The sequence below is a fragment of the Jejubacter calystegiae genome (genome assembly GCF_005671395.1).
GTDB lineage: Bacteria > Pseudomonadota > Gammaproteobacteria > Enterobacterales > Enterobacteriaceae > Jejubacter > Jejubacter calystegiae.
In genome coordinates this window covers 4,943,387-4,957,837 of record NZ_CP040428.1, presented here as the reverse complement: position 1 = coordinate 4,957,837, position 14,451 = coordinate 4,943,387, and the positions used below count along the sequence as shown (strand labels likewise).

At 55.9% G+C, this 14,451-nt stretch carries 14 protein-coding genes; 5 read left to right on the top strand and 9 right to left on the bottom strand.

Annotated features, from left to right (window positions below):
• Window positions 1-138 precede the first annotated feature (138 nt).
• From ppx to purM, 4 genes are all read right to left on the bottom strand, one after another.
• Entirely contained in the window at window positions 139-1,674 is a 1,536-nt protein-coding gene (gene ppx / locus FEM41_RS23260; protein WP_138098864.1) for an exopolyphosphatase, read from the bottom strand.
• Window positions 1,675-1,679: 5 nt separating this feature from the next.
• Window positions 1,680-3,740: a polyphosphate kinase 1 gene (ppk1, locus tag FEM41_RS23255; protein ID WP_138098863.1), complete on the bottom strand. Its 2,061-nt coding sequence runs from the start codon at window positions 3,738-3,740 to the stop codon at window positions 1,680-1,682.
• A gap of 147 nt (window positions 3,741-3,887) precedes the next feature.
• Window positions 3,888-4,529, bottom strand: a complete 642-nt coding sequence (purN, locus tag FEM41_RS23250) for a phosphoribosylglycinamide formyltransferase (protein WP_138098862.1) — start codon at window positions 4,527-4,529, stop codon at window positions 3,888-3,890.
• Window positions 4,529-5,566 (bottom strand): phosphoribosylformylglycinamidine cyclo-ligase, encoded by a 1,038-nt coding sequence (purM, locus tag FEM41_RS23245; RefSeq protein ID WP_138098861.1) that lies wholly within the window; start codon window positions 5,564-5,566, stop codon window positions 4,529-4,531. The genes purN and purM overlap by 1 nt, the downstream gene beginning before the upstream one ends.
• Before the next feature lie 241 nt (window positions 5,567-5,807).
• On the opposite strand from purM, the gene upp reads away from it, so the two are divergent.
• The 3 genes from upp (at window position 5,808) to FEM41_RS23230 (ending at window position 8,612) form a co-directional block, all read left to right on the top strand.
• The gene (gene upp, locus FEM41_RS23240) at window positions 5,808-6,434 is read left to right on the top strand and encodes a uracil phosphoribosyltransferase (protein ID WP_138098860.1); all 627 of its coding nucleotides are present in this window, start codon (window positions 5,808-5,810) and stop codon (window positions 6,432-6,434) included.
• Between the two features lie 74 nt (window positions 6,435-6,508).
• Window positions 6,509-7,804 (top strand): uracil permease, encoded by a 1,296-nt coding sequence (gene uraA / locus FEM41_RS23235; RefSeq protein WP_138098859.1) that lies wholly within the window; start codon window positions 6,509-6,511, stop codon window positions 7,802-7,804.
• A gap of 106 nt (window positions 7,805-7,910) precedes the next feature.
• Window positions 7,911-8,612, top strand: coding sequence for a DnaA inactivator Hda (locus FEM41_RS23230; protein WP_241666664.1), 702 nt, complete (start codon window positions 7,911-7,913; stop codon window positions 8,610-8,612).
• Between the two features lie 6 nt (window positions 8,613-8,618).
• Here FEM41_RS23230 and arsC read toward each other — a convergent pair whose 3' ends face one another.
• Together arsC and bepA are read right to left on the bottom strand one after the other, a co-directional pair.
• A complete protein-coding gene (arsC, locus tag FEM41_RS23225) occupies window positions 8,619-8,978 on the bottom strand; it encodes an arsenate reductase (glutaredoxin) (protein ID WP_138098857.1) in 360 nt (119 codons plus the stop codon).
• Between the two features lie 14 nt (window positions 8,979-8,992).
• The gene (bepA, locus tag FEM41_RS23220; RefSeq protein ID WP_138098856.1) at window positions 8,993-10,462 is read right to left on the bottom strand and encodes a beta-barrel assembly-enhancing protease; all 1,470 of its coding nucleotides are present in this window, start codon (window positions 10,460-10,462) and stop codon (window positions 8,993-8,995) included.
• A gap of 228 nt (window positions 10,463-10,690) precedes the next feature.
• Here bepA and FEM41_RS23215 point away from each other — a divergent pair, with 228 nt between their 5' ends.
• Complete coding sequence (locus FEM41_RS23215) at window positions 10,691-11,761, top strand: AI-2E family transporter (RefSeq protein ID WP_138098855.1); 1,071 nt, start codon at window positions 10,691-10,693, stop codon at window positions 11,759-11,761.
• A 52-nt stretch (window positions 11,762-11,813) separates the two neighbouring features.
• Here the strand turns inward: FEM41_RS23215 and FEM41_RS23210 are convergent, their stop codons facing one another.
• From FEM41_RS23210 to FEM41_RS23200, 3 genes are all read right to left on the bottom strand, one after another.
• Complete coding sequence (locus FEM41_RS23210; RefSeq protein ID WP_138098854.1) at window positions 11,814-12,203, bottom strand: DUF2628 domain-containing protein; 390 nt, start codon at window positions 12,201-12,203, stop codon at window positions 11,814-11,816.
• 165 nt (window positions 12,204-12,368) lie between these two features.
• Entirely contained in the window at window positions 12,369-12,842 is a 474-nt protein-coding gene (bcp, locus tag FEM41_RS23205; protein WP_138098853.1) for a thioredoxin-dependent thiol peroxidase, read from the bottom strand.
• Window positions 12,843-12,855: 13 nt separating this feature from the next.
• The gene (locus tag FEM41_RS23200; RefSeq protein WP_138098852.1) at window positions 12,856-13,425 is read right to left on the bottom strand and encodes a glycine cleavage system transcriptional repressor; all 570 of its coding nucleotides are present in this window, start codon (window positions 13,423-13,425) and stop codon (window positions 12,856-12,858) included.
• Between the two features lie 146 nt (window positions 13,426-13,571).
• Between FEM41_RS23200 and dapA the strand changes: the two genes are divergently transcribed.
• Window positions 13,572-14,450 carry a 4-hydroxy-tetrahydrodipicolinate synthase gene (dapA, locus tag FEM41_RS23195; RefSeq protein ID WP_138098851.1) on the top strand — a complete coding sequence of 293 codons (879 nt, stop codon included), beginning with the start codon at window positions 13,572-13,574 and terminating at the stop codon, window positions 14,448-14,450.
• Window position 14,451: the final 1 nt, after the last annotated feature.

Below are 14,451 nucleotides of genomic sequence, written 5' to 3'. Positions count from 1 at the left end.
GGCCAGAATCACCAGAAAAATAAACACGGAAAATCAATTCATTGATTTTCGGCTGATAACCACAAAGAGGGAAAAACCACGTTTTTTCCCTCTTTGTTATCAATCTGAGGGCTGCCTCAGTGGCAGCCCAGGATTTTCTCAGGCGTCAGGCGCCGACTCTTCCTCTATTTTCAGCTTCCAGCCGGTGACATTGCGCCAGTACAGCTGTTCTTTTTCCAGATCCAGCAGCGACAGCGCGTTCTGGCTGAACCAGTTATGGGGAAAGCGCAGGGTCCAGTGGTGATCGTCGGTTTCCAGCACCAGCGTGGGCGGCGACGTGGAGGCCTGACGCTGGTTATTCAGCAGCACCCCCAGGCGCAGCAGCTTAATCAGTGGAATAAACTGCTTCTTTTTAAACAGCGTAAAGCGCGGTAGCTCGTCAATCTTAATGGCTTTGCGGTGATAGCGCACCAGCGTCGCCATTAACGCCTGCTGCTCCTGGGTAAAGCCGGGCAGGTCGCTGTGTTGAAGGATATAGGCCGAGTGGCGGTGCAGTCCGCTGTGATTAATATTGAGCCCCACTTCGTGCAGCATGGCGGCCCACTGGAGCAGTACCGCCATCTGCGGGTTGGCAAGCTTAGGATTCTGCGCCTGCCACTGCTCGAACATGCGCAGAGTCGTTTCCAGCACCCGCTTCGCCTGTTCGCTGTCGATATTGTACTGGCTTGCCAGGCTCTGGGCCGTGCGGCTACGAATATCCTGATGGCGGAAACGGCCTTCCATTTCATAAAGCACCCCCTCGCGCAGGGCGCCATCGGAAAGACGCAGCTCTTTAATGCGCAACGAGTCGAAAACGCCGCACAGAATCGCCAGCCCGGGTACGAAAACCGCCCGACGCTCGTCAGACAGTCCTGGTAGTTTGAGTGAACTGATGCGCTTGTATTTCAGGACTTCGTGACACAGCATCTCCAGGCGTTCCGGCGTGATCAGTCCATCCTTTTCACCCATCTCCAGCAGCACCTCATGAGCCGCTTTGATGGTACCGGAAGCGCCCAGCGCCACGTTCCAGCCTTCAATGCGGTACTGCCAGGCCAGATTCTCCAGCTTTTGGGTGGCGGCCAGTCGGGCGCGGTTAAAGCGCACGGGGGAAATTTCGCCTTCCGGAAAGAAGTTTTGCCCGAAGCTGACGCAGCCCATGCGTCGGCTTTCTACCATACGCGGTTCAAAGTTTTCACCGATCACCAGTTCAGTAGAGCCGCCGCCGATGTCGATCACCAGTTTGCGGCCCCTTTCCGGCTGGGTATGCTCCACGCCCATAAAGATCAGGCGAGCCTCTTCGTTACCGGAGATGATCTCGATGGGGTAGGGGATCACCGCCTCGGCGCGTTTCAGAAACTCCGCCGCATTGGCCGCCTGACGCAGGGAGTGGGTGCCGACGATAGAGACATTGGCGGCGCTGAATCCCTGTAGCCGCTCGGCGAACAGCGCCAGGCAGGCCAGGCCACGCTCCATGGCCTCTTCGCTCAGGATGTTGTCGGCGTCCAGACCATCGGCCAGATGAACGCGCTGCTTAAGACGACCGATGATCTGCATGGCGCCATCCACCACCCGGGCGATGACCATGTGAAAGCTGTTGGAGCCGAGATCGACCGCAGCGAACTCCTGTGGTCGGGGGGCTTGTTGAGTGATCGGCATAGGTATTATTCAGGCTGTTCCAGAGATTTGATGTATTCATAAATCGCCTGTTGCGAGCGGACCTTACGGCGATTGCCGCGCGGTACATAGCGATTACTGAGTTCTTTGTCGATGATGCGCGCTTTAACGGTGTCGCTAAACAGAATGGCGATAATGTCCAGTACCCGCTGCTTCAGGCGCGGATCGAGCAGGGCAACGGCGACCTCGATGCGGTAATCGATGTTACGCGTCATCCAGTCTGCTGAAGAGAGGAAGACTTTTTTGTCGCCCCCGTTTTCAAAGATGTAGACCCGGTCGTGTTCCAGATAACGATCGACGATGCTGATTACCCGGATATTTTCGCTAATACCCTCCAGGTCAGGGATCAGCGAACACATACCTCGCACCAGCAGATTTACCGGTACCCCGGAGCTGGAAGCGGCGTACAGCCGATCCACCAGACCTTTATCGACCAGGTTATTCAGCTTCAGGGTAATGCCCGACGGCAGCCCCTGCTGGGCGTTGGCGATTTCGTTATCCACCAGTTCGTAGAGCAGGCGGCGCGAGTTTTGCGGCGAAACCATCAGGTGGTCGAAACTCACCGGCCGGTAGGGGTTTTCAATAAAGTTAAACACCCGACGCACCTCGCCCGTGATGCGGGCATCGGCGGTCAGCAGCGAATAGTCGGTATACAGGCGCGCGGTCTTTTCGTTGAAGTTGCCGGTACCGATATGGGCGTAGCGTACCACCTGCTCCCCTTCGCGGCGGGAGATTAAAAACAGTTTGGCGTGAATTTTCAGCCCCGGGGCCGAAAAGATCACGTGGACTCCGGCTTCGGTCAGACGTTTGGCCCAGTGAATATTGGCCTCTTCGTCGAAGCGCGCCTGGAGCTCCACCACCACAGTCACCTTTTTGCCGTTGTGGGCGGCATGGATCATCGAATCGATAATGCGTGAATCCTTGGCGACCCGGTAAATATTGATTTTGATGGAGATAACGCTCGGATCGAAGGAGGCCTGGCGCAGTAATTCCAGCACGTGCTCAAAGGTATGGTACGGATAGTAGAGCAGCACATCGCGCTCGCGAATGGCGTCGAAGCCATTACGGAACCTGTCGAACCAGATATGACGCAGGCGCGGCATAGGCTTATTCACCAGGTTGGCTTTACCTACGTTGGGGAAGTCGATGAAGTCCTTAAAGTTGTGATAGCGACCGCCGGGAATAATGGAGTCATAGCGCGAGATCGACAGTTTGTCGGCCAGCAGTTGCACCATGGCGTCCGGCATATCGCGCTGATAAACGAAGCGCACCGGTTCGGCGGTCAGACGCTGCTTCAGGCTGGAAGACATCAGCTCCAGCATCCCTGACTCCATTTCATGCAATAGCTCATATTCGGCGTCGCGGGTCATCTTCATGGAGTAGGCGTTCAGCGTGTCGTAGTCGAAGAAGCCGCTAAAGATCTCATCCAGGCAGTAGCGCATGATGTTATCCAGCAGAATCATCGGCTTACGCCGACGCGGCGCTTCCGGCGGCAGGTTGACGAAGCGCGGCACTTTATCGGAGGGGATCTCCAGCAACGCATACTTAATCTCTGAACCGCGAATGATCTCCACCGTCAGGTAGGTGTAGTCATCCTTCAGGAACTGCACCAGATCGGTTTCCCGGGTAATCAGGATCGGCGTAATGTGCGGGCGCAGATAGTGTTTGAAGTAGTGACGCAGCCAGTTTTGCTGGTTGGCAGAAAGCTGACGTTCGTTAATCAGGAAGATCTGGTTACGCGCCATCTCCAATAACAGATCGTTATACAGCCCATCGAACTCCTGATCGGCTTTGAGCACCCGGTTCTGGATTCTGGTTAACAGATGGCGGGAGTTGGAGTGGGTACCCTGAACCTTGTTAATCAGGATCCGCCGTTTCAGTTCAGCGAAGCGTACCTTGTAAAATTCATCCAGGTTATTGGAATAGATGCCCAGAAAACGCATGCGCTCAATGAGCGGGTTTGATTTGTCCGCCGCTTCCTGAAGTACGCGTTCGTTGAACGATAACCAGCTTAGCTCTTTTTCAATGTACAGCTTTTCCTGACCCATGCGACTCACACTCCGTTTGGTTGGTTCCCGTTTCCGGACGTGGAAAATCCGTCTCGGCGCTTATTATGGCGAGCAATATCCGGGTATGTCCAACGCCAGGCAGAAGTATCAGACAAGACTCTCCTTCCCGGGAGGGAAGGAGAGTGGTTATTCGTCGGCGGCGTAGCCCCGGGAAGGCAGGGGCTGGTCGTCCAGCCAGGCGGCATTATCGCGCATAGCCAGACGGCCATCCATAAACCAGCCGATCACCAGCGGGTAGATGGCGTGCTCCTGGTGCTGAACCCGGGCGATAACGGTCTCTTCGTCGTCGCCTTCAAAGATGGGCACGTTGGCCTGGAGGATCACCGGACCGCCGTCCAGCTCTTCGGTGACGAAGTGTACCGAAGTGCCGTGTTCGCGATCGCCGTTATCCAGCGCCTGACGGTGGGTATGCAGGCCGGGATATTTCGGCAGTAGGGAAGGGTGGATATTGAGCAGGCGACCACGATAATGGGCCACAAAAGCCGGGCTAAGAATACGCATATAGCCCGCCAGTACCACCAGATCGGGCGCGTGCTCATCAATCTGCGTCATTAGCGCATGATCATAGGCTTCACGATCCGGATAGTCGCCAGGCGAGAGCGCAAACGCGGCGATACCTGCCGCGCGAGCGCGCTCAAGACCGTAAGCATCGGCCTTATTGCTAAATACCGCCTCAATGGTGCCATCAATCCGTCGTTGCTGGCAGGCATCGATAATCGCCTGCAGATTGCTTCCACTGCCAGAAATAAGCACCACAATCTTTTTCATTACCCAATAACCACGCGTTGTTCAGAGTCAGAGGCCCTGATAATACCGATTTTCCACGCCTTTTCACCCTCTGCATTAAGCAGGGCGATGGCTTTTTCGGCTTCGTCAGGCGCCAGGGCGATGACCATGCCTACGCCGCAGTTAAAGGTGCGATACATTTCGTGCTGGCTGACGTTGCCCGCCTGCTGGAGCCAGTCGAACACCGCCGGCCACTGCCAGCTGGATTCATCGATAACGGCCTGGGTATTATCCGGCAGAACGCGCGGAATGTTTTCCCAGAAACCGCCGCCAGTCAGGTGGGCGACGGCGTGAACGTCGCACTGTTCGATAAGCTTAAGCACCGATTTCACGTAGATGCGGGTCGGCGCCAGCAGATGGTCCGCCAGCGGCTGGCCGTCGAGCTGGGTAGTGAGCGGGTCGCAGCCGCTGACTTCGACAATCTTACGTACCAGCGAGTAACCGTTGGAGTGCGGGCCGCTGGATCCCAGGGCGATCAGCACGTCGCCGTCGGCCACTTTGGTTCCGTCGATAATTTCTGATTTCTCTACCACGCCGACGCAGAAACCGGCCACGTCATAATCTTCGCCGTGGTACATGCCGGGCATTTCAGCGGTTTCACCACCAACCAGCGCACAGCCAGCCTGCAGACAACCTTCGGCGATGCCGCCGACGACGCTTGCTGCGGTATCTACGTCCAGCTTGCCCGTCGCATAGTAATCAAGGAAGAACAGCGGCTCTGCCCCCTGAACCACCAGGTCATTGACGCACATGGCCACCAGATCGATGCCGATAGTGTCATGACGCTTCAGATCCATCGCCAGCCGCAGCTTGGTGCCAACGCCATCGGTGCCGGAAACCAGCACCGGCTCGCGGTATTTCTGCGGCAGGGCGCACAGTGCGCCAAAGCCGCCAAGCCCCCCCATCACTTCCGGGCGGCGGGTTTTCTTCACCACCCCTTTAATTCGGTCGACCAGTGCATTGCCCGCATCGATATCAACACCGGCGTCTTTATAGCTGAGAGAGGTTTTATTGGTCATAAAAAAGGTTCCAGCGCGGTAGAAAAAATCGCGGTGATTCTAACAGTCCAGGCAAACGTTTGCGAGCCCTTCCGGTAATGAAAAACGCGCTAAGGAAGCAGGGCGCTGAAACAGGGCTCTGCTCTATACTGATCCGGAATCGATTGATCCCGATCGTGCGCCTTAGTGATGGCGCAGCGGCAAAAAAGCGGTATAATCCGGCGATTTTTTTTATGGCTGACGCATTTTGGGGAGATAGAGCATGAAGATTGTGGAAGTGAAACACCCACTCGTGAAACACAAACTGGGTCTGATGCGTGATGTGGACATCAGCACTAAACGTTTTCGTGAGCTCGCCTCGGAAGTCGGAAGCCTGCTGACTTATGAAGCCACTGCCGCTCTGGAAACCGAAACGGTGACTATCGAAGGCTGGAACGGCCCGGTGGAAATAGAACAGATCAAAGGTAAAAAGATCACCGTAGTGCCGATTCTGCGTGCCGGTCTTGGCATGATGGACGGGGTGCTGGAAAACGTACCCAGCGCGCGCATCAGCGTGGTAGGCGTTTACCGCGATGAAGAGACCCTGGAGCCGGTGCCTTACTTCCAGAAACTGGCCTCGCATATCGACGAGCGTATGGCGCTGGTGGTGGACCCGATGCTGGCGACTGGTGGCTCGATGATCGCCACTATCGACCTGCTGAAAAAAGCGGGCTGCCACAATATTAAGGTGCTGGTGCTGGTAGCGGCGCCGGAAGGTCTGGCGGCGCTGGAGAAAGTACACCCGGACGTAGAGGTTTACACCGCCTCCATCGATCAGGGGCTCAACGAACACGGATACATTATTCCGGGCCTCGGCGACGCCGGGGACAAGATATTTGGTACTAAATAATTTATTCAGCCGACTTTAACAGTCGGCTTTTTTTTGGATTTTCTTTCTTCGTTTATCACACAGAGGATATTGCTATGACGCGCCGTGCTATCGGGGTGAGTGAAAGACCGCCGCTGTTACAGACGCTCCCACTCAGTCTGCAGCATCTGTTCGCCATGTTCGGCTCCACCGTACTGGTGCCGATTATGTTCCATATCAATCCGGCAACGGTCCTGCTATTCAACGGCATCGGCACGCTGTTGTATCTGATTATCTGTAAAGGGAAGATCCCTGCTTATCTGGGCTCCAGCTTTGCCTTTATTTCACCGGTACTGCTGCTGTTGCCGCTGGGCTATGAACTGGCGCTGGGCGGCTTTATCGCCTGTGGCGCGCTGTTCTGCCTGGTGGCGCTGATTGTGAAGAAGGCGGGCACCGGCTGGTTGGATGTGATGTTCCCGCCTGCGGCGATGGGGGCCATTGTGGCGGTGATCGGCCTGGAGCTGGCGGGCGTTGCCGCCAATATGGCGGGCATGCTGCCTGCTGACGGTCAGTCAGTGGACGGCACCACGCTTTCCATTGCGATGGTAACCCTGGGCGTCACGGTCTTTAGTTCGGTTCTCTTCCGCGGTTTCCTGGCGATTATCCCGATTCTGATCGGCGTGCTGGTGGGCTATGCCTTCTCCTTCTGTATGGGCGTGGTGGACATTACGCCGATCCGTGAAGCTCACTGGTTTGCGCTGCCGACCTTCTATACCCCGAAATTCGAGTGGTTTGCCGTGCTGACGATTCTGCCCGCGGCGCTGGTGGTGATTGCCGAGCACGTCGGCCATCTGGTGGTGACCGGAAACATCGTGCGCAAGGATCTGGTGCGCGATCCGGGCCTGCACCGTTCGATGTTTGCCAACGGTTTTTCCACCATGTTCTCCGGTTTCTTTGGCTCGACGCCGAATACCACCTACGGCGAGAACATCGGCGTTATGGCGATCACTAAGGTGTACAGCACCTGGGTGATCGGCGGTGCGGCTATCCTGGCTATTCTGCTCTCCTGCATCGGTAAACTGGCGGCGGCGATCCAGATTATCCCGGTACCGGTCATGGGCGGGGTCTCCCTGCTGCTTTACGGGGTGATTGGCGCTTCCGGTATTCGGGTGCTGATTGAATCTAAAGTGGACTTCAGCAAGGCTCAGAACCTGATCCTGACTTCGGTCATTCTGATTATCGGCGTTAGCGGCGCTAAGATTCACATCGGTGCCGCAGAGCTGAAAGGCATGGCGCTGGCGACCGTGGTGGGTATCGCCCTGAGCCTGATCTTCAAGGTGATTAGCATTCTGCGCCCGGAAGAGACGGTACTGGAGGCGGACGACGACGAGCAACAGGCTCCGCACGCTTGATCCTTGTGCAATCTGGCCCGCCGCTTGCGCGGGCCAGCTTCAATCCTTTCGCTAAACTGTGGTAAACTTCCTCGCGATTTTTTCGCAAGTTCTGGTTGAGGTCCCTCTGAACACACCGGCTCAGCTCTCTTTGCCGCTCTATCTTCCTGACGACGAGACGTTCGCCAGTTTCTGGCCGGGCGATAATCCTGCCTTGCTCGCTGCGCTACAGAACGTTTTGCATCAGGAACACAGCGGTTACATTTACTTCTGGTCCCGGGAAGGAGGAGGCCGCAGCCATCTGCTGCACGCCGCCTGTGCCGAGCTTTCCCTGCGTGGCGAAGCGGTGGGGTATGTCCCGCTGGATAAGCGGACCTGGTTTGTGCCTGACGTACTGGAAGGGATGGAGCAACTGTCGCTGGTCTGCATCGATAATATTGAATGCATCGCCGGGGATGAGCTGTGGGAGATGGCGATCTTTAACCTCTATAATCGCATTCTGGAGTCCGGCAACACCCGGCTGCTGATCACCGGCGATCGCCCGCCGCGCCAGCTTAATCTGCAGCTGGCGGATCTGGCATCGCGCCTGGACTGGGGGCAGATCTACCGGCTGCAACCGCTTTCTGATAACGACAAGCTTCAGGCACTGCAGCTGCGCGCCCGGCAGCGCGGTTTTGAACTGCCGGAAGACGTGGGGCGTTTTCTGCTCAAAAGGCTGGATCGCGAAATGCGTACGCTGTTTATGACGCTCGATCAGCTTGACCACGCCTCGATTACCGCGCAGCGCAAGCTGACCATTCCGTTCGTGAAAGAGATTCTTAATCTGTAACCGCTATCAGGCCAGCAGTTCCAGTACCTGTTCCGGCGGTCGACCAATGCGCGCTTTATCGCCCTTAACCACAATGGGGCGTTCGATAAGCTTCGGATTTTCCACCATGGCCTGAATCAGCTGCGCCTCGCTAAGAGAGGCGTCGCCCAGATTCAGCGTCTTGTACAGATCCTCTTTCTGACGCATCAGACTGCGGGCGCTTTCGAATTCCAGCATGTTCAGTAGCTTACTGATGGTGGCTGCATCCGGCGGCGTTTCCAGATAGAGCACGATTTCGGGTTCAACGCCGTTTTCCTTCAGCAGGGTGAGGGTCTCCCGGCTCTTGGAGCAGCGGGGATTGTGGTAGATGGTAACGGTACTAGACATGCCTGATTAACTCCTTAGCTGTTCTTCTGATACTGACGGAAACGCTGCTGCATCTGACGCAGTTGATCGATACGCGCATCGTAACGCGCCTGCTGCAAACTCCCAACCTTCACCTGGCTACTGGCGCTGCTTAATAGCGTAATGGCCTGATCCAACTGACCGCGCAGCGCCAGCAGTTCGGCACGAGCGGCCAGTTCCCGATCGCGACTGCCCTGGGCGGCTTCAGCCTGGGCCAGCAGATCCCAGCCGTTGGTATCGTCGCGGTGCGAGAAGGTGTAGCGGTTAAGAATAGTGGCGGCTTTGGCGGACTGCCCGCTCTGAACGTAAGCGTTCGCCAGGTTAAGTTGCAACACCGGGTTGGTTTTTAGCCCCGGAGCGCCATTCAGGCGGCTAATGGCCGAGGCCGCTTTGTTCTGACCCAGATCGATATCTGTGGCGAGATCGAGATACCAGGGGTTGTTCGGGCTGGCGCTTAGCAGCGGCTGGAGCTGACGCCAGGCTTCGGCGTAGTTTTTGTTTTCCATCGCCTGTAGGGCCCGGCCATAGCGGGCGGCGTGCTGCTGACGCACGTTACCTTTATCCAGACTATCCAGCAGCTCGCCGGTGAGCTGGTTGCGGCCGGTGTTATACATGCCCAGCACGCGTACCTTCGCCATATAGAAGGCTTCCGATGACTGAACGACCACCGGACGCATCTGATTGGCGCGGTTGCGGGTATCGGAAAGACGGCTTTCCGGCAGGGGGTGAGTCAGCAGAATTTCCGGTGGGCGGCTGGAGTAGCGGGCCTGGTCGAGCAGCTTGTCCAGAAACGCAGGCATTGCCTGGGGATCAAACCCGGCACGCTGCAGTACCTGCAGGCCGATGCGATCGGCTTCCTGTTCGTTCTGCTGGGTGAAGCTTATCATCCCCTGACGGCTACCGGCCAGGGTGCCGGACATAGCCGCCATCCCGGCCTGGGGGCTGGCCATCGCCAGCAGAATCGATCCCAGTGCGCCGACCCAGGTCAGCGGCGCATAGCGCTTCTGATCTTCCATGGCGCGTGCCAGATGGCGCTGGGTGACGTGGGAGATTTCGTGAGCCATGACCGAGGCCAGCTGGCTTTCGTTATCGGCATAGCGAAACAGCGCTGAATGCAGGACGACATTACCGCCGAAAAAGGCGAAGGCGTTGATTTCATCGTTGCTGATCAGGTGAAAGTAGAACGGCGTGCGCACCGAATGGGCGTGGTTCACCAGGCGCATGCCCAACTGATTAATATACTGCTGGAGCAGCGGGTCATTAATCAGCGGGGCGCTACCGCGCAACTGGCGAATATAAAAGTCGCCCATCTGCATCTCCTGGGCGATGGAGAGCGTGCTTGCGGCGGTTGTTCCGATATCCGGCAACTGGTCCGTGGCGCTATCAGCGAAGGCCGGCGCAGTCTGACCCGCCATCATGGCGGTAATGAGGGTGGCAACCAGTGTTTTTTTCAACTGCCTGAACATAGCCTCTATCCTGTGTAATCAGCGTCTTCTTTTATGACAACCCACCGGCGACAGGGTTCGTTGCCGGAAGGTAACCGGGAGTGTAGCCGCCCTGGGTCGTGAATGGAAAGCTTAATTGCCCGCGTTGGTTTCGGGGTCATCAAAAATAAAAAACGCGGCCTTTACCGCAACATTTCGCTACAATCTGAGCGCATTTTTTTCATCAGGAGACCTTAGGGTTAAGGAAATATGCTCGAACTTTTAACGCAATGGTACCGTCGCCGCTTTAGCGATCCGGAGGCGATTGCGCTTCTTGTGATCCTGGTGATGGGTTTCGGTATTCTGTTCTTCTTTTCCGGTCTGCTGGCGCCGTTGCTGGTGGCGCTGGTGCTGGCTTATCTGCTGGAGTGGCCCACGGCCCGGCTGGAAAGTATGGGTTGTTCACGCTGGCTTGCCACCAGTGTGGTGCTGGTGCTGTTTGTCGGCATTCTGCTAATCATGGCTCTGGTGGTGGCGCCTGTGGCCTGGCAGCAGGGGATCTATTTGATCCGCGATCTGCCCAATATGTTGAACAAACTGACGGATTTCGCCGCTGCGTTGCCCAGGCGCTATCCGGCGCTGGTGGATGCCGGCATTATTGATGCCATGGCGGAAAATCTGCGGGCGCGAATGACGCTGCTCGGCGAGTCGGTGGTAAAATATTCGCTGGCCTCGCTGGTGGGATTACTGACGCTGGCGGTCTATCTGGTGCTGGTGCCGCTGATGGTTTTCTTCCTGGTGAAGGATAAGGTGCAGATGCTCAATGCGGTGCGCCGGGTGTTGCCCCGTAATCGCGGGCTGGCCGGGAAAGTCTGGGCCGAGATGAATCAGCAGGTCACCAACTATATTCGCGGCAAGGTGCTGGAGATGGTGATTGTCGGCGTCGTGACCTGGCTGGGTTTCTTGTACTGTGGGCTGAACTACTCGCTGCTGCTGGCGGTACTGGTGGGGTTTTCGGTACTGATTCCCTACATTGGCGCCTTCGCGGTTACCATTCCGGTGGTGGGGGTGGCGTTGTTCCAGTTTGGACTGGGAGCCGAATTCTGGACCTGCTTTATTATCTACCTGGTGATTCAGGCTCTGGATGGCAACCTGCTGGTACCGGTGCTGTTTTCCGAAGCGGTGAACCTGCACCCGCTGGTGATTATTCTGTCGGTGGTGATCTTCGGCGGTCTGTGGGGATTCTGGGGCGTTTTCTTCGCCATTCCTCTCGCTACGCTGATTAAAGCGGTGGTCAGGGCCTGGCCGGATAGCCTGGTGGACGAGCGGAAGGCTGACTAACGCTGAATGGCAGACCCGCAAAGCGTTGTGGTAGCGGGTCTGTTTCCAGCGGTTAGAAAATCCCCGTGAAGGGGTTCCAGCTGTTGTAGCCTTTAACTTTATGCAGATAGTAAGCGTAGTTGGTCGTGATGCCCCACATGACGCTGACGATAAGGCCGCATAAAGAATCTAAATTCAATCCGGTAATGAGTTCGACGATACCTAAAATAAAGCCGATTGCCACAGAGCAGACAATAAGCGTAAGACATCTTTTCCACATACCCAGAATCAAAAAATAGATCGGGCCGAAGAAAAAGGAGATGACGTTCATATTATATAAGAAGCGTTTGTACCACGGCAGGCGGCGTAATGCTGCTTTAAACTCTGGCGTTTTGGGAGCCCCATTTTTTTCGAAGAAATCAAAACGTTTCTGCCACTTTTCTGAATGTTGCTGTGTTGTCACTAAGAATGTTCTCATGTGTGAGCGGGAAGGCTGGAATTTACATAAATTTAACTAGCGATTCAAGCGATCCCGGTTGCGCGATTCAGAGGAATAAAACAGGGAAGGGGAAGGCGCACCTTAGAATGACGCTTTAAGGTGCGTTTGAACTTAAGAAGATAGCGCGACTCAGGCGGCGTTTTCTTTCAGCCAGGCCAGCACGATATCGTGATGGTTACTGGTCTTGAAGTTGTCGAATACGTGCTCGACGTTACCCTTTTTGTCGATCAGGAAACTGATACGGTGAATGCCGTCATAGGTCTTGCCCATAAAGCTTTTCTCACCCCAGATACCAAACTGTTCACATACGCTGTGGTCTTCGTCGGACAGCAGGGTAAAGTTCAGCTCCTCCTTGTCGACAAAGCGGGACAGCTTCTCGGGTTTATCGGTACTGATACCGAGAACCTCGACGCCGTATTGCTTTAACTCATCCATGCTATCGCGCAGGCTGCAGGCCTGAACGGTACATCCGGGCGTCATTGCTTTCGGATAGAAGTAAACCAGAACACGCTGCCCCTGGAAGTCGGTTAAATTTACCTGTTCGCCGTCCTGATCGGGCAGACTAAATTTAGGGGCGACATCGCCAGCTTTCAGTGGATTCATACGACTCTCCGTCTTATTCATCATCTTGCTGTGGGTAATTCACAACGTTAATAGTGCCTTGCGCATTGAGTTCTGTACACAAGTCTTTAAAGGCCTGCTCAATGTTTGTCGCATCCTGCAGTGCCGGGCTATGCGCCGCGATTTGGATATAAAGCTGCGGCGCTCCCGGCTGCTCGTTTTCATCGTTCGCCTGAGTCCGGGAAATCAGTTCGGCAATATTCATTTGATGGGAGTCGAACAGGTCAGTAAATCGCTCAATCAGGTGAGGGGAGTCCGCCACTTCCACCTGGACGCGTACCGTTGCGGGCATGGCCTGGCGCGCCTGAGCATGGGTGCGTTTCATTACGATCAACAGATCCAGTTCGGCGCCTTTTAACGGCAGCGTGGATTCAATCTGGGTAATGGCGTTCCAACTGCCGGAAAGCAGCATGATAAAGGTAAATTCGTCCCCCAACATGGCCAGGCGGCTATCTTCGATATTACAGCCACAACTACTGACGTGTCGGGTGATGGTATTCACGATGCCGGGACGGTCTGCACCTAACGCGGTGATGACCAGATGGTGTTGTGATGAGGCTGTCAAACCGGAGCTTCCTGTGGTTCTGTAGAGGTAATCATAAGGAAAGCATAAAAAAATCCGCCATACAACCGCACAGGTGCCCTGGCCGCTTGCTTTTACTGCGGCTCCAAACGTACCATTGTGGCACTAGTGTACGGAGAGGATGGACCATGTTCACGGGAAGTATTGTCGCGCTGATTACGCCGATGGACGATAAGGGCAACGTCTGTCGGTCCAGCCTTAAGAAACTGATTGATTACCATGTCGAAAGTGGAACTTCGGCAATTGTCTCGGTAGGGACCACCGGCGAGTCTGCCACGCTGAGCCACGATGAACATGGCGATGTGGTGATGATGACGGTTGAGCTGGCGGATGGCCGTATTCCCGTTATTGCGGGCACCGGTGCGAATGCCACTTCAGAGGCCATCTCTCTGACCAAAAGGTTCAACGACAGCGGCATCGTCGGCTGTCTGACGGTCGTGCCTTATTATAACCGCCCCACCCAGGAAGGACTGTTCCAGCACTTTAAAGCGATCGCTGAAAACACCAGCCTGCCGCAAATTCTGTATAATGTGCCCTCTCGTACCGGCTGTGACTTGCTGCCGCCGACCGTTGCGCGTCTGGCGCAGGTGCCGAATATCGTTGGTATTAAAGAGGCAACGGGGAACTTAAGCCGCGTTAACGAGATCAAAGATCGGGTTGCGGATGATTTTATTCTGCTTAGTGGCAACGATGACAGCGCGCTGGACTTTATGCAACTGGGCGGCCACGGCGTGATTTCCGTAACCGCTAACGTGGCGGCGCGTGATATGGCGCGGATGTGTGAACTGGCGGCCGCAGGCGAATTCGCCGCTGCGCGCGAGATCAACCGACGCCTGATGCCGCTGCACGAGCGTTTATTTATTGAACCCAATCCTATCGCGGTGAAGTGGGCCAGCAGGGAGTTGGGACTTGTGGCGACCGATACGCTTCGCCTGCCGATGACCCCGCTGACCGCGGAAAGTCGTCCGGTGGTGCTCGATGCGCTGAAGCATGCCGGTTTGCTGTAAA